This is a genomic window from Pseudomonas sp. 15A4, from assembly GCF_016925575.1.
Classification (GTDB): domain Bacteria; phylum Pseudomonadota; class Gammaproteobacteria; order Pseudomonadales; family Pseudomonadaceae; genus Aquipseudomonas.
The window spans coordinates 2,571,264-2,594,779 of record NZ_CP068986.1; the positions used below are offsets into that span (position 1 = coordinate 2,571,264).

Annotated in this window: 24 protein-coding genes and 2 pseudogenes; 17 read left to right on the forward strand and 9 right to left on the reverse strand. The window is 61.6% G+C overall.

Going from position 1 to position 23,516, the window contains the following annotated elements:
* Positions 1-4 precede the first annotated feature (4 nt).
* The 10 genes and pseudogenes from bluB to JN403_RS11620 all read left to right on the forward strand — a co-directional run bounded on the left by bluB (position 5) and on the right by JN403_RS11620 (position 8,806).
* Positions 5-655 (forward strand): 5,6-dimethylbenzimidazole synthase, encoded by a 651-nt coding sequence (gene bluB / locus JN403_RS11575; RefSeq protein WP_205487043.1) that lies wholly within the window; start codon positions 5-7, stop codon positions 653-655.
* Positions 652-1,559, forward strand: a pseudogene (gene cbiB, locus JN403_RS11580) (adenosylcobinamide-phosphate synthase CbiB). Before bluB ends, cbiB begins: the two are co-directional and overlap by 4 nt.
* Positions 1,552-2,544, forward strand: coding sequence for a threonine-phosphate decarboxylase CobD (gene cobD / locus JN403_RS11585; RefSeq protein WP_122622211.1), 993 nt, complete (start codon positions 1,552-1,554; stop codon positions 2,542-2,544). The pseudogene cbiB and the gene cobD overlap by 8 nt, the downstream one beginning before the upstream one ends.
* Positions 2,541-4,010 carry a cobyric acid synthase gene (locus tag JN403_RS11590; protein WP_205487044.1) on the forward strand — a complete coding sequence of 490 codons (1,470 nt, stop codon included), beginning with the start codon at positions 2,541-2,543 and terminating at the stop codon, positions 4,008-4,010. The genes cobD and JN403_RS11590 overlap by 4 nt, the downstream gene beginning before the upstream one ends.
* On the forward strand, positions 4,010-4,531 hold the full coding sequence (cobU, locus tag JN403_RS11595; RefSeq protein ID WP_205487045.1) for a bifunctional adenosylcobinamide kinase/adenosylcobinamide-phosphate guanylyltransferase: 522 nt from the start codon (positions 4,010-4,012) through the stop codon (positions 4,529-4,531). Before JN403_RS11590 ends, cobU begins: the two co-directional genes overlap by 1 nt.
* Entirely contained in the window at positions 4,528-5,580 is a 1,053-nt protein-coding gene (gene cobT, locus JN403_RS11600) for a nicotinate-nucleotide--dimethylbenzimidazole phosphoribosyltransferase (RefSeq protein WP_205487046.1), read from the forward strand. The genes cobU and cobT overlap by 4 nt, the downstream gene beginning before the upstream one ends.
* Entirely contained in the window at positions 5,577-6,149 is a 573-nt protein-coding gene (gene cobC / locus JN403_RS11605; RefSeq protein ID WP_205487047.1) for an alpha-ribazole phosphatase family protein, read from the forward strand. The genes cobT and cobC overlap by 4 nt, the downstream gene beginning before the upstream one ends.
* On the forward strand, positions 6,150-6,887 hold the full coding sequence (locus tag JN403_RS11610; protein WP_205487048.1) for an adenosylcobinamide-GDP ribazoletransferase: 738 nt from the start codon (positions 6,150-6,152) through the stop codon (positions 6,885-6,887).
* 323 nt (positions 6,888-7,210) lie between these two features.
* Complete coding sequence (locus JN403_RS11615) at positions 7,211-8,158, forward strand: GlxA family transcriptional regulator (RefSeq protein ID WP_205487049.1); 948 nt, start codon at positions 7,211-7,213, stop codon at positions 8,156-8,158.
* A 96-nt stretch (positions 8,159-8,254) separates the two neighbouring features.
* Complete coding sequence (locus JN403_RS11620; RefSeq protein WP_205487050.1) at positions 8,255-8,806, forward strand: glutathione peroxidase; 552 nt, start codon at positions 8,255-8,257, stop codon at positions 8,804-8,806.
* A 109-nt stretch (positions 8,807-8,915) separates the two neighbouring features.
* Here the strand turns inward: JN403_RS11620 and JN403_RS11625 are convergent, their stop codons facing one another.
* From JN403_RS11625 to JN403_RS11635, 3 genes are all read right to left on the reverse strand, one after another.
* The gene (locus JN403_RS11625) at positions 8,916-10,211 is read right to left on the reverse strand and encodes an outer membrane protein transport protein (protein ID WP_205487051.1); all 1,296 of its coding nucleotides are present in this window, start codon (positions 10,209-10,211) and stop codon (positions 8,916-8,918) included.
* Between the two features lie 139 nt (positions 10,212-10,350).
* Positions 10,351-10,842, reverse strand: coding sequence for a hypothetical protein (locus JN403_RS11630; RefSeq protein WP_122622202.1), 492 nt, complete (start codon positions 10,840-10,842; stop codon positions 10,351-10,353).
* A gap of 291 nt (positions 10,843-11,133) precedes the next feature.
* Positions 11,134-11,358 carry a hypothetical protein gene (locus tag JN403_RS11635; RefSeq protein WP_172609282.1) on the reverse strand — a complete coding sequence of 75 codons (225 nt, stop codon included), beginning with the start codon at positions 11,356-11,358 and terminating at the stop codon, positions 11,134-11,136.
* A 1,078-nt stretch (positions 11,359-12,436) separates the two neighbouring features.
* On the opposite strand from JN403_RS11635, the gene rmuC reads away from it, so the two are divergent.
* The 3 genes from rmuC (at position 12,437) to JN403_RS25775 (ending at position 15,925) form a co-directional block, all read left to right on the forward strand.
* Positions 12,437-13,801: a DNA recombination protein RmuC gene (gene rmuC / locus JN403_RS11640; RefSeq protein ID WP_205487292.1), complete on the forward strand. Its 1,365-nt coding sequence runs from the start codon at positions 12,437-12,439 to the stop codon at positions 13,799-13,801.
* Positions 13,802-14,165: 364 nt separating this feature from the next.
* Entirely contained in the window at positions 14,166-15,617 is a 1,452-nt protein-coding gene (locus JN403_RS11645) for an NCS1 family nucleobase:cation symporter-1 (RefSeq protein WP_205487052.1), read from the forward strand.
* A gap of 182 nt (positions 15,618-15,799) precedes the next feature.
* Positions 15,800-15,925: a PA1414 family protein gene (locus tag JN403_RS25775; RefSeq protein ID WP_122535674.1), complete on the forward strand. Its 126-nt coding sequence runs from the start codon at positions 15,800-15,802 to the stop codon at positions 15,923-15,925.
* A gap of 187 nt (positions 15,926-16,112) precedes the next feature.
* Here JN403_RS25775 and JN403_RS11650 read toward each other — a convergent pair whose 3' ends face one another.
* The gene (locus JN403_RS11650) at positions 16,113-16,343 is read right to left on the reverse strand and encodes a hypothetical protein (RefSeq protein ID WP_205487053.1); all 231 of its coding nucleotides are present in this window, start codon (positions 16,341-16,343) and stop codon (positions 16,113-16,115) included.
* Between the two features lie 375 nt (positions 16,344-16,718).
* Complete coding sequence (gene speB / locus JN403_RS11655) at positions 16,719-17,669, reverse strand: agmatinase (protein WP_205487054.1); 951 nt, start codon at positions 17,667-17,669, stop codon at positions 16,719-16,721.
* Positions 17,670-17,836: 167 nt separating this feature from the next.
* Here speB and JN403_RS11660 point away from each other — a divergent pair, with 167 nt between their 5' ends.
* Positions 17,837-18,730 carry a LysR family transcriptional regulator gene (locus JN403_RS11660; RefSeq protein ID WP_172609278.1) on the forward strand — a complete coding sequence of 298 codons (894 nt, stop codon included), beginning with the start codon at positions 17,837-17,839 and terminating at the stop codon, positions 18,728-18,730.
* A gap of 10 nt (positions 18,731-18,740) precedes the next feature.
* Entirely contained in the window at positions 18,741-19,331 is a 591-nt protein-coding gene (locus tag JN403_RS11665; protein WP_205487055.1) for a DTW domain-containing protein, read from the forward strand.
* Positions 19,332-19,343: 12 nt separating this feature from the next.
* Here JN403_RS11665 and JN403_RS11670 read toward each other — a convergent pair whose 3' ends face one another.
* The 3 genes and pseudogenes from JN403_RS11670 to JN403_RS11680 form a co-directional block, all read right to left on the reverse strand.
* Complete coding sequence (locus JN403_RS11670; RefSeq protein WP_122535669.1) at positions 19,344-19,565, reverse strand: DUF6316 family protein; 222 nt, start codon at positions 19,563-19,565, stop codon at positions 19,344-19,346.
* A gap of 153 nt (positions 19,566-19,718) precedes the next feature.
* Positions 19,719-20,333 carry an NAD(P)H-dependent oxidoreductase gene (locus JN403_RS11675; RefSeq protein WP_205487056.1) on the reverse strand — a complete coding sequence of 205 codons (615 nt, stop codon included), beginning with the start codon at positions 20,331-20,333 and terminating at the stop codon, positions 19,719-19,721.
* Positions 20,326-21,719 (reverse strand): annotated as a pseudogene (locus JN403_RS11680) (class II fumarate hydratase). Before JN403_RS11680 ends, JN403_RS11675 begins: the two are co-directional and overlap by 8 nt.
* 262 nt (positions 21,720-21,981) lie before the next feature.
* On the opposite strand from JN403_RS11680, the gene JN403_RS11685 reads away from it, so the two are divergent.
* Both JN403_RS11685 and JN403_RS11690 read left to right on the forward strand, forming a co-directional pair.
* Positions 21,982-22,518, forward strand: coding sequence for a DUF2059 domain-containing protein (locus tag JN403_RS11685; protein WP_122535666.1), 537 nt, complete (start codon positions 21,982-21,984; stop codon positions 22,516-22,518).
* Between the two features lie 12 nt (positions 22,519-22,530).
* A complete protein-coding gene (locus JN403_RS11690; protein WP_122535665.1) occupies positions 22,531-22,827 on the forward strand; it encodes a BolA family protein in 297 nt (98 codons plus the stop codon).
* A gap of 47 nt (positions 22,828-22,874) precedes the next feature.
* On the opposite strand, the gene JN403_RS11695 is transcribed toward JN403_RS11690, so the two are convergent.
* The gene (locus tag JN403_RS11695; RefSeq protein ID WP_205487057.1) at positions 22,875-23,438 is read right to left on the reverse strand and encodes a TetR/AcrR family transcriptional regulator; all 564 of its coding nucleotides are present in this window, start codon (positions 23,436-23,438) and stop codon (positions 22,875-22,877) included.
* Between the last annotated feature and the right edge of the window lie 78 nt (positions 23,439-23,516).

Sequence of the window (23,516 nt, forward strand, 5' to 3'; positions counted from 1 at the left end):
CTCCATGACTGAGCACACCTTCACCGACTCCGAACGCGCCGCCGTTTACCGTGCCATCGCCGAGCGTCGCGACATGCGCCACTTCTGCGGCGGCACGGTCGCGCCCGAGTTGCTGGCCCGCCTGCTCGAAGCCGCGCACCACGCGCCAAGCGTCGGATTGATGCAGCCGTGGCGTTTCCTGCGCATCACCGATCCGGCGTTGCGCACGCAGATTCAGGCGCAGGTGGAGGAGGAGCGTATTCGCACTGCCGAAGCCCTCGGCGAGCGCTCTGACGATTTCATGAAGCTCAAGGTCGAGGGCATCAGCGACTGCGCCGAGGTATTGGTCGCCGCGCTGATGGACGACCGCGACAAGCACATCTTCGGCCGTCGCACCTTGCCGGAAATGGACATGGCGTCGTTGTCGTGCGCGATCCAGAACCTCTGGCTGGCGGCGCGTGCCGAAGGCCTCGGGATGGGCTGGGTCTCGCTGTTCGACCCCCTGGCCCTGGCCGATCTGCTGAAGATGCCAACCGGTTCAAAACCCCTGGCGATTCTGTGCCTGGGCCCGGTCAAGGAATTCTACCCGGCGCCGATGCTGGTGCTGGAGGGCTGGGCGCAGCCGCGCGCGCTGCAGGAACTGGTCTACGAGAACACATGGGGAGTGATTGCATGAGCGTGGCGTTATTGAGCGTTGCCGGGGTCGCGCTGGACGCGTTGCTCGGCGAGCCAAAACGGAACCACCCGCTGGTGGCGTTCGGCCGTTTTGCCGAGCGCATCGAACAGCGCCTGAATGCCGCCGGCCGAGGCTGGCGCAGCCATGGCGTGACCGCATGGTTCATCGCCGTGATTCCCCTGACCCTGATCGCCACGCTGCTCAGTTGGCTGCCGTTGATTGGCTGGCTGGTGGAAGTCCTGGCGCTTTATTGCGCGTTGGGTTTGCGCAGTCTGGGTGAGCACGTCGAGCCGGTCGCTCAGGCGCTGCGCAGCGATGATCTGGACGAAGCACGCCGACGGGTCGGCTATCTGGTCAGTCGCCAGACGTCCGAACTGGACAGCACCGAAGTGGCCCGCGCGGCCACGGAATCGGTGCTGGAAAACGGCAGCGACGCGGTGTTCGCGGCAATCTTCTGGTTCGTCGTGCTGGGCGCGCCGGGCGTGGTGCTCTACCGCCTGAGCAACACCCTCGACGCCATGTGGGGCTATCGCAACGAGCGCTTCGAACGCTTCGGCTGGGCGGCGGCGAAAATCGACGACCTGCTCAACTACATTCCGGCCCGCCTGGTGGCGTTGACCTACGCGCTGCTGGGCAACACCCGATTGGCCCTGCGCTGCTGGCGCACCCAGGCACCGAGGTGGGACAGCCCCAACGCAGGCCCGGTGATGGCCGCTGGCGCCGGTGCGTTGGGCGTCGAACTGGGGGGCCGGCGATTTATCACGGCGAGTTGCATGAGCGCGCGACCCTGGGCGAAGGCGTCCCGGCGGACGCGAATTCCATTGATCGCGGTTGGCAACTGGTGCAGCGCGGCGTCTGGCTGTGGTTGCTGATCTTGTGTCTGGGGACAGAATTCTATGCTTGAACATGGCGGCCGATTGCGTGGCGCAGTCCTGAAATATGGCATTGAAGAAGCGAACTGGCTCGACCTGTCCAGCGGGATTTCGCCGTGGTCGTGGCCGATCCCGGCGATTCCTGAAGCGGCTTGGGCGCGCCTGCCGGAAACCGATGACGGTCTGGAAGCCGCCGCCCGCCGCTACTACGGCGCCACGGACGTGCTGCCCGTGGCCGGCTCGCAAGCGGCGATCCAGGCGCTGCCGCGTCTGCGTCAGGCGGGCAAGGTCGGCGTGCTGTCGCCGTGCTACGCCGAGCACGCCGAGGCCTGGCGCAACACCGGCTTTCTGGTGCGCGAGGTACTGGAGCACGAGGTGGAGCGGTTCATCGACACCCTAGATGTGCTCGTCGTGGTCAACCCGAACAATCCCACCGGCCTGAGCCTGCCGCCCGAACGCCTGCTGGAATGGCACGCCCGTCTGGCCCAGCGCGGCGCCTGGCTGGTGGTGGACGAAGCGTTCATGGACAACACGCCGGAGTTGAGCCTGGCGGCGTACACCCAGCGCGCGGGCCTGATCGTGTTGCGCTCGTTCGGCAAGTTTTTCGGGCTGGCGGGTGTGCGCCTGGGCTTTGTGCTGGCGGAGCCGCGGTTTCTGAAAGTCATGGCGCGGCAGATCGGCCCCTGGTCGGTCAGCGGACCCACGCGGATCATCGGTCAGGCCTGTCTCAACGACGTGGCCGGCCATCAACGCCAGCGCCAGCGCACCGAGCAAGCCAGCCAGCGTCTGGTCGACGTGCTTAATCGCCACGGCTTCGCGCCCAAGGGCGGCTGCGCGCTGTTCCAGTGGCTGATCACACCGCTGGCGGAAGAACTTTACGAATTCTGTGCGCAGCGGGGCGTCCTTCTGCGGATCTTTACTCACAACAGCAGCCTGCGCTTCGGCCTGCCCCGCGAGGAAGCCGACTGGCATCGTCTGGAACAGACGCTCAGCGAATTTTCCCGGGAGCGCTTATGACCCTCGGCAAAACCCTGATGGTGCAGGGCACCACCTCCGACGCCGGCAAAAGCACGCTGGTGACGGCGCTGTGCCGCTGGCTGACCCGTCAGGGCGTGCGCACCGTGCCGTTCAAGCCGCAGAACATGGCGCTGAACAGCGCAGTGACTGCCGACGGCGGGGAGATCGGTCGCGCCCAGGCGGTCCAAGCCCAGGCCTGTGGCCTCGAGCCCCACACCGACATGAACCCGGTGCTGCTCAAACCCAACAGTGATACGGGCGCCCAAGTGATCATTCACGGGCGCGCCGTGACCACCATGAACGCCGTCGCCTACCACGATTACAAAGCCATCGCGATGCAAGCGGTGCTGGCCTCCCACCGCCGTCTCAGTGAAGGCTGGCCGGTGGTCGTGGTCGAAGGCGCCGGGTCGCCAGCGGAGATCAACCTGCGCGCCGGCGATATCGCCAACATGGGCTTTGCCGAAGCGGTGGATTGCCCGGTGCTGCTGGTGGCGGACATCAATCGCGGCGGGGTATTTGCCCATCTGGTCGGCACGCTGGAATTGCTTTCGCCCAGTGAACAGGCGCGGGTCAAAGGCTTCATCATCAATCGTTTTCGCGGTGACATCGCCCTGTTGCAGCCGGGCCTCGACTGGCTTGAACAGCGCACTGGCAAACCGGTTGTCGGGGTGCTGCCCTACGTGATGGACCTGCATCTCGAGGCTGAAGACGGCCTTGACCAGCGCCAGACCGACAAGGACGAGCAGGTGCTTAACGTCATCGTCCCGGTCCTGCCGCGCATCAGTAACCACACCGATTTCGACCCGCTGCGCCTGCATCCCCAAGTGAATCTGCAATTCGTCGGGCCGGGGCAGGCGATTCCCGGCGCCGATCTGATTATCCTGCCCGGCTCGAAAAGCGTGCGCAGCGATCTTGCCTATCTGCGCGCCAATGGCTGGGACACCGCCATCGGCCGCCACCTGCGTTACGGCGGCAAAGTGCTGGGCATCTGCGGTGGCCTGCAAATGCTCGGCGAGCAGCTGCATGACCCACTGGGGCTCGAAGGCGCCGCCGGTTCCAGTCCGGGGTTGGGGTTGTTGGCCCTGAGCACGGTGCTGGAAGAAGAGAAACAGCTGCGCAATGTGAGCGGTCGCCTCACCCTCGAAGACGCCGACGTCAGCGGCTATGAGATTCATGCGGGCGTGACCACTGGCGCGGCGCTGGAACGTCCATTGGTCCAGTTGGCCGACGGTCGCTGCGATGGCGCGCGCAGCCCTGATGACCAGGTCCTCGGCACGTACCTGCACGGGCTGTTCGAGAACCCGGCGTCGAGCAGCGCCTTGCTGCGTTGGGCCGGGCTGCAGAACGTGCAGTTGGTGGATTACCACGCCCTGCGCGAACGCGACATCGAACGCCTGGCCGATCTGGTGGAAACCCACCTGGACGGCACACTGCTGCGTGAACTCTGCGGCCTGGAGCAACCTTGATGCTGCAATTGATCCTCGGCGGGGCGCGCTCCGGTAAAAGTCGGCTGGCGGAAAAGCAGGCCAGCGAAAGCGGCTTCGATGTCATCTATATCGCCACCAGTCAGCCGCTTGATGGCGAAATGAATCAGCGCGTCGCCTTGCACCGCCAGCGTCGTCCGGCGCAATGGGGGTTGATCGAAGAACCCATCGAGCTGGCCCGCGTGCTCCGGGAAAACGCCGGGGAGGGCCGCTGCCTGTTGGTGGATTGCCTGACCCTGTGGCTGACCAATCTGTTGATGCTGGACGATCCGCAGCGCCTGGCTGAAGAGCGCGAAGCCTTGCTCGACGGCCTGGCTAAACTGCCGGGCGACATCATTTTTGTCAGCAACGAAACCGGGCTCGGCGTCGTGCCACTCGGTGAGCTGACCCGTCGTTATGTCGATGAAGCCGGCTGGCTGCATCAGGCGCTGGCCGAACGCTGCCATCGCGTGGTGTTTACCGTCGCCGGACTGCCCATGATCCTGAAAGGACCCGCACTATGAGTAACGCCTGGTGGCTCGCGCCTGCCCGTGACGTCGATCAAGCCAGCCGCGACCACGCGCTGGCCCGGCAGCAGCAATTGACCAAGCCGACCGGCTCACTGGGCCGGCTGGAAGACGTTGCGGTTCAGCTGGCTGGCCTGCAGGGTCTCCTGAAGCCGAAGGTCGATGAGGTCTGGATCGCGATTTTTGCCGGCGATCACGGCGTGGTCGCTGAAGGGGTTTCGGCGTACCCCCAGGAAGTGACCGGGCAGATGCTGCACAACTTCATCATGGGCGGCGCGGCAATCAGCGTGCTGGCCCGGCAATTGTCCGCGCAACTGGACGTGGCCGATCTGGGCACCGTTGCGCCGCTGGATCTGCCGGGCGTGCGTCACCTCAACCTCGGTCCGGGCACCGCGAACTTCGCCCACGGCCCGGCGATGACTGAGGCGCAGCTGCATGCTGCCCTTGAAGGCGGTCGCGACAGCGTGTTGCGCGCCAAGGCGTCGGGCGCCGAGCTGTTCATCGGCGGCGAAATGGGCATCGGCAACACCACCGTCGCCACTGCGCTGGCCTGCGCCTTGCTCGACTGCCCGGCCACCTCGTTGGTCGGCCCCGGCACCGGTCTGGATGCCGAGGGGGTGAACCACAAAGCGCAAGTGATCGAGCGGGCCCTGCGGCTGCATGCCGATGCTGTCGATGATGCGCTGGACAGTCTGCGTGCCCTCGGTGGCTTTGAAGTCGCGGCGCTGGTCGGCGCCTACCTGGCCTGTGCCCAGGAGGGCATTGTTGCGTTGGTCGATGGCTTTATCTGTTCCGTGGCGGCGCTGGTAGCAGTGCGCATCAATCCGTCGTGCCGGGAATGGTTGTTCTTCGGCCACCGTGGAGCCGAGCCAGGCCATCGTCTGGTGCTGGACGCGCTGCAGGCCGAGCCGTTGCTGGACCTTGGATTGCGTCTGGGCGAAGGCAGTGGCGCAGCGCTGGCAGTGCCGTTGTTGCGTCTGGCCTGCGAGTTGCACAACGGCATGGCGACCTTCGCCGAAGCCGCCGTGGCAGACCGCCCGGCATGACCTTGCATCTGGACCTGTTGCGTCACGGCGAAACCGAATTCGGCGGCGGCCTGCGCGGCAGTATCGATGACGCGCTGACCGACACCGGCTGGCAGCAGATGCGTGCGGCGGTGGCTGATCGTGGCCCCTGGGACCGCATCGTCAGCTCGCCCCTGCAACGCTGCGCCCGTTTCGCGGACGAACTGGCCGAGCGACTGGGCTTGCCCGTCGAACTGGCGCCCGATCTTCAGGAATTGCACTTCGGTGACTGGGAAGGGCAGAGCCCCGCGCAATTGATGGAAACCGATGCTGCCGGGCTGGGGCGCTTTTGGGAGGATCCGTACGGGTTCACGCCACCCAACGGCGAGCCGGTCCAGGCGTTTGCTACCCGCGTGTTGGCCGCCGTCGAGGGGTTGCAGCGGGTATATGACGGTCAGCGCGTGCTGCTGATCAGTCACGGCGGGGTAATGCGTCTGCTGTTGGCCCGCGCTCGCGGTCTGCCTCGCGAGCAATTGCTGCAGGTCACCGTGGCCCACGGCGGTCTGTTCGTTCTCGATGTGCAGGCCGACGGCGAGCTGAAGGAGGTCTAAATGCTGCCGTTCTGGATCGCCTTGCAGTTCCTCAGCAGCCTGCCGATTCGTCTGCCCGGCATGCCGACGCCCCAGGAGTCGGGGCGTTCGCTGCTCTATTACCCTGCGGTGGGATTGCTGTTCGGCGTACTGTTGATGGCGATGGATCATCTGCTCGACGGCGCGCCGACACTGTTGCATGCCGCCTTGCTGCTGGCGGCCTGGGTGATGCTCAGCGGAGGGCTGCACCTGGACGGCCTCGCTGATAGTGCGGATGCCTGGCTCGGTGGATTCGGCGACCGCGAACGCACGCTGACGATCATGAAAGACCCCCGGAGCGGGCCGATTGCCGTGGTCACCCTGGTGGTGGTGTTGCTGTTGAAGTACAGCGCGGTGGTGGCGTTGATTGAAACCCACCATGGTGTTGGTCTGCTGCTGGCGCCGGTGATCGGCCGCGCGGCGATGCTGGCGCTGTTTCTGAACACGCCCTATGTGCGCGCCGGCGGGCTGGGCCAGGCGCTGGCCGATCATCTGCCGCGCAAGAGCGGGATGCGGGTGCTGGCGGCGGTGGCGGTGGTCTGCGTGCTCATCGGTGGCGGTCCGGCGGCGTGGGTGCTGGTGGTGGCAGCGGGTGGGTTCTTCTGGCTGCGCCGGGTGATGATGCAACGTTTGGGCGGCAGCACCGGCGACACCGCCGGCGCGATGCTCGAACTGCTCGAAACGTTGGTGCTGGTGACATTGGCGCTGATGGGCGATTGATTTGTCGTTTAACATCCTGCATCGGCGCGCGGCAAACACCGTCCATGTCGGAGCGAGGTTGCTCGCGAAGACGCCATTCCAGCCGCTGAAAATTTATTGGATGTACCGACGTCTTCGCGAGCAAGCTCGCTCCCACAGGATCTGCAGTCTGAGTTCGATATCTACGGCAAGCCACTGAACCTGTGGGACTGACCAGGGTGGCGCTCCACCTTGCTCAAGAAGGGGCCGGAACTGTTAGCCACTTCTCTGGTGACTGAAAGTGAGCCTTCGGGAGCAAGCTAGCTCCCAAATTGATGAGTCGGCAGATCAGCCGGAGAGGTGTCATGCATAACGTTGCGCTGGTGGTGTACCCGCATTTTCAGTCCCTCAGCCTGTCGGTCGGGTCCGTGCTGGCCTGCGCGAACCTGATGCAGGGCGAGTCGGCGTACTCCTTTCATCTGGTGTCGGAGAGCGGCGGGGCGGTGATGTCGTCCGAAGGCTTTTCGGTCCACACCACGCCATTGCAGCCCGAGGGTTACGACACGATCATCGTCAGCGGCTACATGGACCTGCAATTGCCCACCCCCAGCCTGCTTGAGTTCGTGCGCGCCGCTTCGGCTCAATCGCGGCGGGTGGCGTCGCTGTGCACAGGCGGGTTTGTGCTGGCGGAGGCCGGTCTGCTCGACGGCAAGCGCGCCACCATGCACTGGATTCACGCCCCCGAGTTTCGCAAGCGCTACCCCAACGTTCGGGTCGAGGACGACAAACTGTTTACCGTGGACGGCGAGATTTGGACCGGTGCGGGCATGAGCGCCGGCCTTGATCTCGCACTGGCGATGGTCGAAAACGACCTCGGCGCCGACATCGCCCGGCAGGTCGCTCGCAAGCTGGTGATCTATCAACGGCGCGGCAGCGAGCATTCCCAGCTGTCGACGCTGCTGGAACTGGACCCCAAGTCCGATCGCGTGCAGCTGGCGCTGGCCTATGCCCGCGAGAACCTCAAAAGCGATCTCTCCATCGATGCACTGGCGGCCATTGCCCGGTTGAGCCCCCGCCAGTTCAGTCGGGTGTTCCGCGAGGAAACCGGGCAGACCCCGGCGAAAGCCATCGAATGCCTGCGGGTGGAAGTGGCGCGGGCGATGATGGAAACCAGTCGACATCCCATTGAAGTGGTTGCTCGGGAGACCGGTTTCGGCGATCGCGAAAGAATGCGCCAGGCGTTTCTGCGCAACTTCGGTGAGCCGCCCCAGGCGATGCAGCGAGCGTTCACAGCCACCGACAAAGCCAGCTGATGGCCCCGTTTCCCTGGCGCGCTAGGCATTCATCGCGCGGCGGAGTAGCGTAGCGGCAGCCCCACTTTTCCTGCCCGCTCATGAATGGACGTCGCCATGGCCTTACGCTGGATTTTCGCGCCTCTGCTGTTGCTTGCCCTCAGTGGCGCTGCGTCCGCCGCCGATTGCCCGCCATTGTTGCAAGGCGAGCTGCCCAAGCTGCGGGCGAAACAGGATATCGACCTGTGCAAACAGTTCGCCGGCAAGCCGATGCTGGTGGTCAATACCGCGAGCTTCTGTGGCTTCGCGCCGCAGTTCAAAGGGCTTGAAGCGCTCAATCAGCGCTTCAAGGGTGAGGGGCTTGAAGTGCTTGGCGTGCCTTCGGACGATTTTCTGCAGGAGTCCAGGGACGCTGCCGAGACCGCCAAGGTTTGCTACGTGAACTATGGCGTCACGTTCACCATGACCGAGCCGCAGCCGGTGCGTGGCGCCGATGCCATCAACCTGTTCAAGGTCCTCGCCGAGCAAAGCAGTCCACCGCGCTGGAACTTCTATAAGTACGTGGTCGACCGCAAGGGCAATGTGGTTGCCAGCTTCTCCAGCAAAACCGCGCCGGACGATCCCGAGCTGATTTCAGCCATCGAGAAGGCCATCGCTTCCAAGCCATAAAGCGGCCCGACACAAAACAGACCGACCACAACGAAAAACCCCGCAGCCATTGCTGGCTGCGGGGTTTTCTGTCTGGCGAACAGGTGATCTGCCTGTCCCGCCAACTGCATCAGAAGCGGTAGGTCATGCCCACGCCGAAACCGTTGGCGCTGTTGTCGTACTTGGCGTTGTAGCTCTGACCCAGCGCGTTCGCGTCGGCGACCTTGACCTTCTCTTCCTGGAGGTAGGAGTAAGCCACATCGATGGTGATGTCGTCGGTCGGGCTGTAACCGGCGCCCAGGCTGAAGATCGTGCGATCGCCTGTCGGGATGCGCGGCGAGCGGTTTTCGTTGTTGGTCGGCGACTGGTCGAACGACAGGCCGGTACGCAGCACCCACTGCTTGTTCAACTGATACGACGTACCCACGGCGTAGGCCCAGGTGTCGTGCCAGTTCTGCTCTTCACGGATGGTACCGACCAGAGACTGGGTCGCGTCGCGGCGAGACACCGGCGAGATACCGGAGTTTTTGACGGTGATGTCTTCCAGGCGGCTCCAGCGGGTCCACGTTGCACCGGCGTACAGCTTCCAGTCGTCATTCATTTTCTGAGTGACGGAGAAGTCGACGGTTTCCGGTGTATCGATGTTCAGCTTGGCGTCGTAGCGACCGCCCGGCAGGATGGCTGAAGGCACACCTGCACCCGGGGTCACTTCGGTGTGGCCTTCGAGCTTGTAAGTCACTTTGGAGTGGTAGGTCAGGCCGACGCTGGTGGTGTCGGTGGCTTGCACCAGGATACCGGCGTTGAAACCGTAGCCAACGTCATCGCCCTTGACCTGCACGCGGCCGTCGCCGGTACGGGCGCCCAGCAACGGGCTGACATTGAGTGCCGATTCCAGCGCACCGGAAATACGGTTGATGGTCGGACCGAAACCGATCGACACCTTGTCATTGAATGCGTAGCTGACGGTCGGCTGAAAGGTCACGACCTTGACGATGCTCTTGCTGCCGAAGTTGCGGCCCTGGAAGTTGTCTTCGTAATCGGTGACCAGGCCGAATGGCGCGTAGACACCAAAGCCGAATGCCCAGTGCTCGTCGACCGGGTTCACGTAGAAGCCCATCGGCACGGCGATGAAAGGGACCATGTCGCCTTTGTTCGAACCGGTGCTGCGGCCGCTGGTGTCGGTGATATCAGTCGAGGCATCGATTGCGGCGACCCCCACGGTCGCCTGCGCGCGTTTGAGACGCGACATGCCGGCCGGGTTGCCGTACACGATGCTGGCGTCATCGACGGACGAGGTACGGCCCGCAAAACCGGTCCCCATGCCGCTGATACTTTGTTCGTTCAGGGCAAAGCCGGATGCAAAAATCTGAGTGGAGGCAAGAGTGATGGCGAGACTGAGGCTGGATTTGATCATTGTTTTTTTCATTGTTAGAACTCCTTGTTGATCACCGCGCGGAAATTACCAATATTTCTTCCCACGCGCCATAGCCTGGATCAGCCGATTTAGAGCGGTTCTTGTAGGACAATCCTGAAAGTTCGCGGCTTTTTCGTTTAATACCGGTCGGTCACGAAATGGCTGGTGAGGGCTGGAACAAGGGGCTGACCCACGTTTGCCAGGCCGAGGTGAAATCCTGCAACTGCCCATCGGGCTGAAATATCTCGCGCCACATGTGTGCCATGGCCAGAGAGTCATCCGCATCCGGCAGCGAAATATGGCTTGCTTCGACCATCAACCAGGCGATGGCGGTCGAGTAACGCAGGTTGACGGTCAGTTCGAGATCGGGACCTGTGAGGAACGCGTGCTGGCTGGCCAGGCCTCGCACAAGGCTGGCAAGGTCCGGATCCCGGGCCAGGTATTCGTCCCAAAGCTGGCGGTGTTGAGTGTCGGCGATGCTGTAAAGCCCGTGGCCGGGCGGGTTATCCAGCTCGGCGCCTAGCGCTGACTGGCTGGCGGCAATGCCCAATAACAGGGCTTCGGCGGCCCGATTGTGCCGGCCAAGGTAGATGAGCGTCGGGCGAATGACGTAGCGACACAGTTCACTGGCGGCGATTCCCATAACACCCTCGAGGAGTTGATGAGTCGGCGGGCCATGGCGCTTGGCAGCATTGATGGAGTGGGCCCACCGGCAGCGACCTGAGCCGCTGACTTGAAGTGTAGTGTGATATTCACGATGTAAAGGTCTGTTTTACGGTCAGTTCCCATGCAGTGTCAAAATGGTGACTGGCATTCATTACCGCATCTGTCGCTGTTTCTGTAAGTAAAACAGATACAAAAAAGCCCCACCGTTATCGGGTGAGGCCTTGTCGATGCAGCGGTATTTACCGACGGACGGTATCAGGCAACGGTATCAGGCAACCAGGGCCTGACGAGTACGGTCGATCACCGCCTGCAGCGGAGCATCGCTGGAGTACTGGTTCGGGTACAAACGCTCGCTATGGCGGGCGATGCCGTGCTCGTTGACGATGGTGAAGCTGAAGCAGCCTTTGCGTGCTGCCATGATCAGGCAGTCCATTGGGGCGAAAGCGTTGGTCAGTGTACGAATAGCGTTTTGGGTCTGGATATGAGTAGTCATGTTATGGGTGTTTCCTGAATCGACACGCAATAAGAGGCGTGCAAAATTAAAACGTTCCAGTAAACGCGGACCCATGCTCCAATGCGAGTCAAGGGCAGGGCGCAGAACCTGTCTGGAACAAAAGCAGCCAGTTGAGCGCATTTAAAATGTGGCGCGGGGCTGACTGGTAGGTACTTAGGAGGGCAGGCAACACAACGCGAGCTAAGGTTCGATGCTCGAGGTGAAGATCCTGATCAATTTGCAGGCTGGTTGAGGAGAGCATGAATGTTTTGCACACCCCTCCGTTTCGACGGCAGGTCATGTGAGTTCATGTCTGGAAACCATCGAGGTGATCGATCCCTTTTTTCAATCCGTTCGCTCATTGGCGAACCGGGATTGGGGGATTTGTTCGATCAGAATTGACTTTCAGCTTGGTACTAACGGCGGCGATGCTAATAGAGTTACTGGCGCAGCGCAAGCACTGATTTGCAATGCTTCAGTTGAACGGCACAACGCGGGGCAGAAGAGACTACAGGATATCGAGCGGAAAGGGTGGCCCTGTGCCTTATTCCCGCGAATTTTGAGCGGATGCCATGGCTGCTGAAACCGGCTTGTGCAGAGACAAAATCAACTTGTGCACATTGCGATAGGTATCTGTCATGTCACTGTCACGTCGTCCGCTAACCGCTTGATTTAATGCAACGAATTATTAAGTCAATGAAAACCATCGTTTTTTTGCGCTGGTGAAAAAATCGTCAGTTTGAACGCAGGCCCCATTCTACGTGCGTTTCCGAGAGCTTAAGGGGTGTTGTCCACTGAGTTATCCACAGGTTCTGTGGATTGTCCCAAGCACTGGCTCTATCACGCCGCTCTTGAAGCATCCGCTTGCTTTTTTCTCTTCCCCTGGCGCGGTTTTACCCGAATCGTACGTCGAGCTCGCTTCTGCGCATAATGCTGACTGCATGAATGGAGGAGTCTGGATTTTATGGTGTTTGAGTTAACCAGCCTGTTGCTGGGTTTGGCGGTGGCGGCATTGCCTTTGTTGGGGCTGGCGTGGCAGTTGCAGCGGCGTCTGGCGCAACGTGAAGCGGACGCCGCGTTGCTGGACGAGCGCTTGAGTAATGCGCAGATGGCGCAGGACGGGCTCAACGCCCAGCTTGACGCCAGCCGCGATGAGATCAGCGACCTGGCCCAGGCCAATGCGGTCAAGCAGGCGGACCTGGCGGCCCTGCGCCGGGAAGTGGAGTTGCTGCGTCAACAGCATGAAGGCGCGCGCGAGGCTCAGGAAGACTGGAGCCGCGAACGGACCGCCAGGGAGGCTGAGTTGCGCCGCCTTGACGCCCAGTGCGCGTCCCTTGGTGCCGAGCTGCGCGAACAGCAGGACAGTCACCAGCAGCGCCTGACCGACCTGCAGGGCTCCCGCGATGAGCTGCGTGCGCAGTTTGCAGAGCTGGCCGGCAAGATCTTCGATGAGCGCGAACAGCGCTTCGCCGAAACCAGTCAGCAGCAATTGGGGCAGTTGCTCAACCCGCTCAAGGAACGCATCCAGTCGTTCGAAAAGCGCGTTGAAGACAGTTACCAGAACGAAGCCCGCGAACGCTTCTCTCTGAGCAAGGAACTGGAGCGCTTGCAGCAGCTCAACCTGCGCCTGAGCGACGAAGCGAACAACCTTACCCGTGCGTTGAAGGGCCAGAAGACCCAAGGCAACTGGGGCGAATTGATTCTGGAGCGCGTGCTCGAACATGCCGGCCTTGAAAAGGGCCGCGAGTACCAGACCCAAGTCAGCCTGAAGGGCCCCGACGGCGAGCGCTTCCAGCCTGACGTGTTGATCATGCTGCCGGGCGATAAGCAGGTCGTTGTCGACGCGAAGGTCAGCCTGACCGCCTATCAGCAGTACGTGTCGGCTGACGATGAGGTGATTTCCCAGGCGGCGTTGAAACAGCACGTGCTGTCTCTGCGAAATCACGTCAAAGGCTTGTCCGGCAAAGACTACAAACGCCTTGAAGGGCTGCACAGCCTCGATTTCGTTTTGCTGTTCGTGCCGATCGAGGCGGCGTTTTCGGCGGCGTTACAGGCCGAGCCGAACATGTTCCAGGAGGCCTTTGATCGCAACATCGTGATCGTCAGCCCAACCACACTGCTGGCAACGCTGCGGGTCATCGACAGTCTGTGGAAGCAAGAGCGACAGAGTCAGAATGCCCGTGAGATCGCTGAGCGGGCAGGGTGGCTCTACGACAAGTTCGTGCTGTTTATCCAAGACCTGGACGAGGTCGGCAACCGTCTTCAGCAGCTCGACAAGGCCTACGGCGCAGCGCGCAACAAGCTCGTCGAAGGGCGGGGCAATCTGGTCAGCCGCAGTGAACAGCTCAAGCTGCTGGGCGCGCGGGCGAGCAAGAGTCTGCCGGCGGATCTGCTGGAGCGGGCGATGACCGACCCGGAGGGATTGGTGCAGTTGCCGGAGTGACCCGGAACTGTTTTTCATGACGCTGCGCGCTCACGCAGGCTTATAAGTTAGAACAAAGTCCGTGCTGATCGTATACAGATTTTATTTCGTTCTTGTGCCTGTTTACTGCCTGGCAAAAATGCACCGACATTGATCACGGTGCACTGCCAGCAGGCGCTCGGCGCGCAATCCCTGCTGTTCAAGATCGCACCTGGCGACGTGCCCGATTGCCGGTAACCCGCTATCTTGGCGCCTTGCCAGACCGCCAAGCAGGCAATGGCACGCATTCTGCCTCTCATTTCGTATACAACCCACACGCGCTCCCGTACGCAGTGTGCGCACGTGTGATGTCGGGAGCCGGTTCGTCCTTAGAGGGAGATATGCGATGACCGAGCCATTGCCCAAAGGCTACAGCCCCCGCCTGTACAACGAGGATCTGGGCCCCGTGCCGCAGAAGTGGACCTGGTACAACATTTTCGCGTTCTGGATGAGCGATGTGCACAGCGTGGGCGGCTACGTCTTCGCGGCCAGCCTCTTTGCCCTCGGGCTGGCGAGCTGGCAGGTGCTGATCGCGCTGCTGGTGGGCATTTGCATCATTCAGGTGATCGCCAACCTGCTGGCCAGGCCCAGTCAGCAGGCGGCGGTGCCGTACCCGGTGATCTGCCGTCTCGCGTTCGGCGTGTTCGGTGCGAATATTCCGGCGGTGATTCGCGGCCTTATCGCGGTGGCGTGGTACGGGGTGCAGACGTATCTGGCCTCGAGCGCGCTGATCATCGTGGTGCTGCGCTTCTTCCCACACATGTCGTTCTATGCAGAGCCGCACTTTGCCGGCTTGTCCTACCTCGGCTGGATGGGCTTCCTGGCACTTTGGGTGGTACAGGCAGCGGTGTTCTGGACCGGCATGGACTCGATCCGGCGCTTCATTGATTGGGCCGGACCCGTGGTCTATGCCGTGATGTTCATCCTGGCGGGGTGGATTGTCTGGAAGGCGGGCTGGGCCAACATCAGCTTCACCCTGTCCGAGAAATCCCTGACGGGCTGGGAAGCGTTTTCCCAAGTGATCATGGCCACGGCGCTGGTGGTGTCGTACTTCTCTGGCCCTACGCTCAACTTCGGCGATTTCAGCCGCTACTGCCGAAGCATGTCCGAAGTGCGTCGCGGCAATTTCTGGGGGCTGCCTATCAACTTTCTGGCGTTTTCGCTGGTCACCGTCGTCATTGTTTCGGGAACGCTGCCGGTGTTCGGTGAGATGCTCCATGACCCGATCGCCACCGTGGCGCGCATCGATAACGATGTCGCAGTGCTGCTCGGCGCGTTTGCCTTTGTGACCGCGACAATCGGCATCAATATCGTCGCCAACTTCGTGTCGCCGGCGTTCGACTTCGCCAACGTCGCGCCCAGCAAGATCAGCTGGCGTGCAGGCGGGATGATCGCAGCGGTGGCGTCGGTCTTCATTACACCCTGGAACCTGTTTAACAACCCCGCCGTCATCCATTACACCCTGGACGTGCTGGCGGCGTTCATCGGGCCGTTGTTCGGCATCTTGCTGGTGGACTATTACGTGATCAAGAAGCAGCAGATCGATGTCGATGCGCTGTTCAACGATGGGCCGACCGGGCGCTACTGGTACACCGGCGGAGTGAACTACACGGCGGTCAAGGCGCTTATCCTGGCGACAGTGGCAGGCATCGCAATCACCTTCGTCCCGGCATTGCAGCCAATGGCCAACTTCGCATGGTTTACAGGATGTTTCCTGGGCGGCGGGCTGTTCTATCTGTTTGCCAGACGCCGGCAGGCCCATGAATGCGCGGCGTTGACCTCCGCGGTTGCTGGCTGACGTCCCTGCCGTCTGTCGCGTGAAGTCTTCGAATCGGCGATTTGCAGTGTCACAACGTCATGCAAGGCAAAAAATTCCTGCCGCGACACTCGGTAGCAGGCGTAAAGTGCGCCTTAGCACTATGATCTGCTTTAGGCAGTTCGGACATTGGCTGCCGAGTATTTCCCTGAAGGGGGCGTTATATGAACAGCAAGTTGCAAGAATGGCTTCACGATGTAGGCGTCGCGCTCGGGTTGATTGAAAAGCCAAAGCTGCAACCCATTCCCGTGCGCAGCAATGATGATGAGCGTCGTCGTCCACGGCGCTAATCGCTTTCTAAAGACGCGTCTGAAAGCGGCGCTATCGCCCGATAGCCCGCTCCCGATTTGTCTCCCGACCCTTTGATCAGCCCTCTGATTCTCCTCTGGATCTTTTCTGAGCCATTAACGTCTGCGGCTCAGTGATGAGTCCTGCGTTTCCTTTCGACGAGAATCTGGTCGACAAGACCCTGCAGCGTCAGTTGTCCATAAGGTGATTGCGGTGACATACCCGCAATATCGGCTTTGATCTGGTTGGGGAGGACGATGCCAAAGTCACTTTGCAGAATTGAAAAAACTCTCTGAAGTCTTCCTCATCCAGTTCAAGCGCACTCAGCATCACATCGTCTTCTTCCTGAATCAGCGTCTTGTCGACCAGGATCTTCCCGATCGTGTCGATGACATGTTGTCTGACTTCACTCCGTTTCATGGCCGGCCTCTGCTTTGATCTAAGTGGTAATCACCCCAACATCAAAATACAGAGGGTTGTGGCAGGAATGCCTAATGAGCAACCACCCTGAAAAACCTGCGCTGCAATGCACAACGCCGGCGGTCTCGGATTAAGGCTAGCCCAAGTTTGCGGGAGAGGAATGACAGGTGTGTGGAGATTTTTTGTAACGGCGTGCAATGGAAGAACGGCGCGCCCGATGCAGCGCAGACATCGTGGTACCGGCTTCAGCCGGGGAGGCGTCAGGCGCCACACCGCAAGAGTGAGGGGGCTCATACGGGTCTCTTCCCGGCTGAAGCCGGTCCCGCTAAAAAGCAGCGCGCTTGGTCCCATTAAGCAATTCGTCCAGTCCCGCTGTCAGCGGTGCGCCACACCCGGCAGCACGCAGAGCATTTCATAGAGCAGGTTCGCCCCCAGCAGCGAGGTATTGCCGGTGGTGTCATACGGCGGCGAAACCTCGACAAGGTCGCAGCCAATCAACTCCAGCCCTTGGCACCCACGAATGATCTCGATTGCCTGAATGGTCGTCAGACCGCCGATCTCGGGTGTGCCCGTGCCCGGCGCCCAGGCCGGGTCGATGCCGTCGATGTCGAAACTCAGGTACACCGGACCTCCGCCCACCTTCTCGCGCACTTCGGCCATCAGCGGCGCCAGCGACTTGTGCCAGCATTCCTCGGCCTGAACCACCCGGAACCCTTGCTTGCGACTCCAATTGAAGTCTTCAGCGGTATATCCCTGGGCACGCAAACCGATCTGCACCACGCGATCGCAATCCAGCAGACCTTCCTCCACCGCCCGACGGAACGTGGTGCCATGGGCAATCTTTTCGCCAAACATATGATCGTTAACGTCCGCATGGGCGTCGATGTGCACCAGCCCGACCTTGCCATGTTTCTTCATCATGGCGCGCAGGATCGGCAGGGTGATGGTGTGATCGCCGCCGAGGGTCAGTGGAATGATGTCGTGTTCGAGAAAGCCGTCGTAGGCTTCTTCGATGATGCGCACGGCATCCAGCAGGTTAAACGTGTTGATCGCCACGTCGCCGATGTCCGCCACGGACAGCGAATCAAACAGGGCGGCGCCGGTGGCCATGTTGTAGGGGCGAATCATTACCGATTCGGCACGGATTTCCCGCGGGCCGAACCGAGTACCGGCGCGCAGCGACGTGCCGATGTCCAGGGGCACGCCGACGAAGGCCGCGTCCAGCCCGGCCGCCGTTTGCAGGTGCGGCAGGCGCATCATGGTGGCGATGCCCGCGAAGCGCGGCATTTCGTTGCCGCCCAGTGGTTGGTGAAAAATCTTGTCCACGAGAATGCCTCGTCAGTGGTAATCAAAAAGGGGCGGAAGCGGGCTTCCAGCATGGCCCCGATTCTGTTGACCGGGCCCACCGCGAACAATCGGCCAGGCAAAATACTTAGTTCAGATATTCCTGAAGTATCGGGTAAGCTGCGCGCAAAACCCTCCCTGGAACAACCATGCCCAGCGCGCTCCCCGACCTCAAATTGCTGCGCATCTTCGCCTGCGTGGTGCGCCATCAGGGCTTTGCCAGCGCCCAGCAAGAACTCAATCTGTCGACCTCGGCAATCAGCACCTACATGAGCCAGCTCGAAGCTGCGTTGGGCATCGTGCTGTGTCATCGCGGACGCGGCGGTTTTAGCCTGACCAGCAAGGGCGAGCTGTTTCATCAGGAAACCCTGCGGCTGTTGGGCGAGCTGGAAGGCTTCGAGCGCTACGCCGCTGCGCTCAAGGGCGAGCTGCGCGGCACGCTGAACCTGGGGGTGCTGGACTCGACGGTCAGCGACCGCGCGCTGCCCTTTGCGGAAGTCATCGGCGCCTACAGTGCAGAGCATCCGGCCGTGCATTTGCACCTCGCCGTGATGAGTCCGTATGAACTGCAGCTGGGCGTGCTGGACAACCGGCTGGACCTCGCAATCGGCTCGTTCTCCACCCGCATGAACGGCCTGCTCTATCAGCCGCTGTACCGCGAGCAGCACTGGCTGTACTGCAGCAATCGCCACACGCTGTATGCCGAACGGCGGATTCCGGAACCGGTCATCACTCAACAACGCATGGTCGGGCGCGGCTACTGGAGTCAGGCCGAACTGGCTCGCCACGGCTTCAAGCACAGCGCCGCGACCGTCGAGAGTATGGAAGCGCAACTGATTCTGGTGCTGTCCGGGGCCTACATCGGTTACTTGCCCGAGCATTACGCGCAGTCGTGGGTGGACTCCGGGCACCTGCGCGTCTTGCTGCCTGCCACATTCGGCTATCAGGCGCCGTTTTCGATGATCCTGCGTCGTGGCCGCAGCCGTGAGCCGCTGATTCAGACCTTTCGCGATCTGCTGAAAGCGCAGCTCAATCCACTGTAGGAAACCGACGATGTCCCGTGCCCGTTGTGAACGCTGCCTGCGCCCGACCGATCACTGCCTGTGTGCGTTGATTCCCGCGTTGGGCAGTCGGACGCGCGTGTTGATCCTGCAGCATCCCAGTGAAGTCAATCACGCGCTCAACACCGCCCGCCTCGCAGCCCTTGGCCTGACGAATGCGGAATTGCAGGTGGGAGAGGTGTTCGAGGATCTGGCGCTGTGGCTGAGCCGGGATGGTTACCGGGCCTGTTTGCTGTTTCCGGGGGAGGAGGCTGTTGCGTTGAAGGCTTACAGTGCCGACGACGTGTCCGTGCTGCTCGTGGTACCCGATGGCACTTGGCGCAAGGCGCGCAAGCTGCTGCACCTCAATCCTCTGCTGGCAGCATTGCCCAGAGTGATGCTGACGAATGCGCCAGCGTCACGCTATCGTTTACGCAAAGCGCCGGGGCCCGACGCGTTGTCAACGCTCGAGGCCATCGTCCATGCGCTGCATACGCTGGAGCCGGAGACGTCATTTGATAGCTTGTTGCGTCCGTTCGATGCGCTGATCGACGGGCAGATCGCAGCAATGGGCGAAAAGACCTTTCGCCGCAATCATTCGTGAAAACGGGCTGAATCAGCCGTTGAGCGAGGAGGGCATGCCTGGCTGATACGCACTGACCGCCTGCATGCGACGGATATAGACCTCGGTTTCCCGAGCAGCGTCTTCCTTGCTCATGAACGGACCTTCGAGGGTGTTTTCCCGGGTGCTGAAGAAATACTGGCCATTGACTCGGGAAACGCGGTCGCTGCGAAAACGTACGGTGGGGGCTGGATCTTGTTCACGCTTGCTTAACATGGCCTTCTCCGGGCATTGGGTGGGTACGCGAGTGATCTGAATGGGCGACAGCCGCCGCCACAGCGTAAGTCAGAGCATTTGAATAGTAGCGTTGTTAACGGTTCCATCAACGTGCGAGCCCACGCGCCATTACTGACCGTGCGGGCATCACCTTCAGCGCTTGCCCAGTGCCTCGGCGTCACGAATCCACTGCTGACGCTGCTCTTCGGTAGAAGTGCGCACCGGCGCGAACTCCGTCAGCCGCGTGGTCTTGATGCCGCAGAACTCGAGGATCGTCCTGACCATCTGCCGATGGGCCGGGGCCTTGAAAACCCAGCGGAAGTAGCGTGACGGCGTGTCCATCGTCACCAGCAATTCAGCCGTCCGGCCCTTCAGCAACTCATTGGAGGGGTGATGCCTGCCGTGGGCTTTGAAAGCGAAGCCGGGCATGAACACGCGGTCAAAGAATCCACCAAGCAGGCTCGGCAGCCCGCCCCACCAGACGGGATACACGAACACCAGATGCTGCGCCCAGTGCACCTCGCGCTGGGCTTCGAGCAGATCGTGTTCAAGCGTCTGTGCGGATTCATAACCACCACGCAGCACCGGGTCGAAATCCATTTCATCAAGCTTGAGCACCCGCACGACATGACCTTTGCTCCGCGCGCCCTGGGCATAAGCCTCGGCCAGCGCGTGGCCGAGGCTGATGCTTTTCGGCGTGCCGATGATCATCAGAATGCGTTTGCCATAGCCTTCCAGTGGCGTGGCGCCGCTGATGGGTTCAGCCATTGCTGCCAGCCTCGAGCATGTGTTCCGGGCGCACCCAGGCGTCGAACTCGGCGTCGGTGAGGAAGCCCAGTTGCAGCGCCGCTTCGCGCAGGGTCAGCCCTTCGCTATAGGCTTTCTTGGCAATCTGCGCCGACTTGTCGTAGCCGATGTGCGGGTTCAGCGCGGTCACCAGCATCAGGCCGCGTTCCAGATGCTCGGCCATCTTGGCGGCATCCGGTTCCATGCCGGCAATGCAGTGCTCGTTGAAGTTGCGGCAGCCATCGCCCAGCAAGCGGATCGATTGCAGCAGGTTGTGGATGATCACCGGCTTGAACACGTTCAGTTGCAGGTGGCCCTGACTGGCAGCGAAGGTGATCGTGGTGTCGTTGCCCATGACCTGACACGCCAGCATCGACAGCGCCTCGCACTGGGTCGGGTTGACCTTGCCCGGCATGATCGAGCTGCCCGGTTCGTTGGCCGGCAGCTTGACTTCGGCCAGGCCGGCGCGAGGGCCGGAACCGAGCAGACGCAGGTCGTTGGCGATTTTCATCAGCGTCACGGCGAGGGTTTTCAGCGCGCCGGACAGCGCGGTCAGCGGCTCATGCCCGGCCAGCGCGGCAAACTTGTTCGGCGCGGTGACGAAGGGCAGGCCAGACAGCGCAGCCAGTTCAGCGGCGACGGCTTCGGCGAACCCATGGGGCGAGTTCAAACCCGTACCAACGGCGGTGCCGCCCTGGGCCAGTTCACATACAGCCGGCAACGCAGCGCGAATGCTCTTTTCGGCGTAGTCGAGCTGGGCGACATAGGCCGACAGCTCCTGGCCGAAAGTGATCGGCGTAGCGTCCATCATGTGCGTGCGACCGGTTTTCACCAGTTTCATGTGCCGCGAAGACTGCTCGGCGAGGCCGCTGGACAATTCAGCGATCGCCGGCAGAAGGTGTTCTTTCACTGCTTGTACAGCGGCGATGTGCATCGCGGTGGGGAAGCAGTCGTTGGAGCTCTGTGAGCGATTGACGTGATCGTTGGGGTGAACCGGCGACTTGCCGCCGCGAACGCCACCCGCCAGTTCGTTGGCACGGCCGGCGATGACTTCATTGACGTTCATATTGCTTTGCGTGCCGCTGCCGGTCTGCCAGACCACCAGGGGAAACTGGTCGTCGAGCTGGCCTTGCAGCACTTCGTCGGCGGACTGCTCGATCAGGTTGGCGATGTCGGTGGGCAAGTCGCCGTTGCGGTTGTTGACCCGGGCGGCGGCTTTTTTGATCAGTGCCAGCGCGTGCAATACGGGCAGTGGCATGCGCTCCTGGCCAATGGCGAAGTTGATCAGAGAACGCTGCGTCTGCGCCCCCAGTAAGCGTCTTCGGGGACTTCGATCGGACCTATGCTGTCGGTTTCGGTACGGCTCACTGGACTCTCTCCTTAAGATCGATTTGCGCAGTTTAGTAACCAGGCGAGCCGGTGGGGTTCCCCGTGGCTGCTGTGCGGTCGGAACAGGTACGGCCAGTGTGCGACAAAACGACCGGGGCGGTCGCCCTAAACCTGCATACGGGGGAGTGCGTCAGGTCCGCGGGATAACCGCTCGTAGGGTCGGGGGTTGAGGGAAATGCGCAAAGGGGCGCAGAATGGCCGCCCTTGGGGTTCTGCCTCGCCTGCTAGATAAGGAAACTCGATGACCCGTCTTCGTGCCATTTGTGCTGCGGTTGCTCTGGTATGTGCCAGCGGCCAGGTTCTTGCCGATACCGCCAGCCATGAAGCCAGTGCTGTAGCGTTCCTCAAACTGGCTCACGCCGATCAACTGGGTGCGCCGGTTTACATGCAAGTCCAGCAGATGTTCGCTCAGCGTTTCGCTGAAACCAAAGCGCCTGCGTCCAAGCAAGCCACCCTCGAAACCTACCAGGGCAAGGCCAACGCCGCGCTGGATCAGGTGATCAGCTGGCCAAAACTGCAGCCTGACATGGTCAAGCTGTACACCTCCAACTTCAGCGAAAGCGAGCTGAAAGACCTGGTTGCCTTCTACCAGTCTCCACTGGGCCAGAAAGTCCAGGCCAAGATGCCGCAGATCAGCCAGCAGTCGTTCCAGCTGACCCAGAGCAAACTGGAAAGCGCGGTGCCTGTGGTCAACAAGCTGCTCGCCGACATGACCAAGGAACTGACCCCGGCCGGCGCCAAGCCTGCTGCACCGGCTGCTCCTGCCAAGAAGCCATAAGCGAAGCCTGACATGAGCATGCAACAGCGAATCGAATCCGCGTTGACGGTCTTTCAGCCCGAGTACCTTCAGGTGCTCAACGAAAGCCACATGCACAGTCGCGGCACGGACACTCACTACAAGGCGGTGGTGGTCAGCGAGCAGTTCGCTGGCCTCAACGCAGTCAAGCGCCATCAGAAGGTCTACGGCCTGCTCGGTGGCCTGATGGGTGAGTTCCACGCTCTGGCGCTGCACACCTACACCCCGGAAGAATGGGCGAAGCTCGGCTCGGCGCCGTCTTCCCCGACCTGTGCGGGTGGGCATGACTGACCCGCGCCGCCCGAAGCCGTGGTACAGGTTTCGGGCGCAAGCGGGCGTCATGCCGGCAGTGGGCCGTAGGCGCGATAGGCCTCGATTAACGTATCGAACAGTGTGATGTCCGACCTGCTTCGTGCGATGAGCTGCGCCCCCGCGACGGCCGAGAAAATGGCGCGCGCGCGAACTTCGCTGTCGGCTTCCTCGCAGTATTTCGCGGCGACCAGCAGTCGGCCAAGCCAGGCAATATTGACCTGAGCAAATGTCTGAATCTCCTCGGCCATGGCCGTAGGTAGATTATCGGTTTCCGCCCCCACAAAACTCGCCAGACACAGCCGGTTGTCGGTCTCCAGCGAGCGACGAAAAATTTCGGGGAATCGGCCCAATGCCTCCGCCGGATCCGGCGTCTCCTCGGAAATAGTCTCGAGGGCAGCGGCACCGTCTTGCCAATACCGCTTGGCAACGGCGATACCCAGATCGGCCTTGCTCGGGAAGTGGTAGTAGATACTGGCTGGCTTGATGCCAACCTCTTGGGCGAGATCGCGAAAATTCAGTCCGTTGTAGCCCTGTGACTGGGCAATGTTTCGAGCAGCCAGAAGTATGGCTTCGCGGGCGTTGATGCTCATTGTCGTGCCTTTCATGGGTCGGACGAGTTGCAGTGGAGCCGGCCATCTTAAAGCAAAAGCTCCAGCCCTCGTCCTCTC

Coding starts and splice junctions, on each gene's coding strand:
- JN403_RS11690 (WP_122535665.1), top strand. CDS start 22,531: ATGAGCATGCAACAGCGAATCGAATCCGCGTTGACGGTCTTTCAGCCC.
- JN403_RS25775 (WP_122535674.1), top strand. CDS start 15,800: ATGAACAGCAAGTTGCAAGAATGGCTTCACGATGTAGGCGTCGCGCTC.
- JN403_RS11660 (WP_172609278.1), top strand. CDS start 17,837: ATGCCCAGCGCGCTCCCCGACCTCAAATTGCTGCGCATCTTCGCCTGC.
- JN403_RS11625 (WP_205487051.1), bottom strand. CDS start 10,211: ATGAAAAAAACAATGATCAAATCCAGCCTCAGTCTCGCCATCACTCTT.
- JN403_RS11675 (WP_205487056.1), bottom strand. CDS start 20,333: ATGGCTGAACCCATCAGCGGCGCCACGCCACTGGAAGGCTATGGCAAA.
- JN403_RS11650 (WP_205487053.1), bottom strand. CDS start 16,343: ATGAAACGGAGTGAAGTCAGACAACATGTCATCGACACGATCGGGAAG.
- JN403_RS11685 (WP_122535666.1), top strand. CDS start 21,982: ATGACCCGTCTTCGTGCCATTTGTGCTGCGGTTGCTCTGGTATGTGCC.
- JN403_RS11645 (WP_205487052.1), top strand. CDS start 14,166: ATGACCGAGCCATTGCCCAAAGGCTACAGCCCCCGCCTGTACAACGAG.
- JN403_RS11610 (WP_205487048.1), top strand. CDS start 6,150: ATGCTGCCGTTCTGGATCGCCTTGCAGTTCCTCAGCAGCCTGCCGATT.
- JN403_RS11695 (WP_205487057.1), bottom strand. CDS start 23,438: ATGAGCATCAACGCCCGCGAAGCCATACTTCTGGCTGCTCGAAACATT.
- JN403_RS11620 (WP_205487050.1), top strand. CDS start 8,255: ATGGCCTTACGCTGGATTTTCGCGCCTCTGCTGTTGCTTGCCCTCAGT.
- JN403_RS11630 (WP_122622202.1), bottom strand. CDS start 10,842: ATGGGAATCGCCGCCAGTGAACTGTGTCGCTACGTCATTCGCCCGACG.
- JN403_RS11665 (WP_205487055.1), top strand. CDS start 18,741: ATGTCCCGTGCCCGTTGTGAACGCTGCCTGCGCCCGACCGATCACTGC.
- JN403_RS11670 (WP_122535669.1), bottom strand. CDS start 19,565: ATGTTAAGCAAGCGTGAACAAGATCCAGCCCCCACCGTACGTTTTCGC.
- cobU (WP_205487045.1), top strand. CDS start 4,010: ATGCTGCAATTGATCCTCGGCGGGGCGCGCTCCGGTAAAAGTCGGCTG.
- cobT (WP_205487046.1), top strand. CDS start 4,528: ATGAGTAACGCCTGGTGGCTCGCGCCTGCCCGTGACGTCGATCAAGCC.
- JN403_RS11635 (WP_172609282.1), bottom strand. CDS start 11,358: ATGACTACTCATATCCAGACCCAAAACGCTATTCGTACACTGACCAAC.
- cobC (WP_205487047.1), top strand. CDS start 5,577: ATGACCTTGCATCTGGACCTGTTGCGTCACGGCGAAACCGAATTCGGC.
- JN403_RS11590 (WP_205487044.1), top strand. CDS start 2,541: ATGACCCTCGGCAAAACCCTGATGGTGCAGGGCACCACCTCCGACGCC.
- bluB (WP_205487043.1), top strand. CDS start 5: ATGACTGAGCACACCTTCACCGACTCCGAACGCGCCGCCGTTTACCGT.
- JN403_RS11615 (WP_205487049.1), top strand. CDS start 7,211: ATGCATAACGTTGCGCTGGTGGTGTACCCGCATTTTCAGTCCCTCAGC.
- cobD (WP_122622211.1), top strand. CDS start 1,552: ATGCTTGAACATGGCGGCCGATTGCGTGGCGCAGTCCTGAAATATGGC.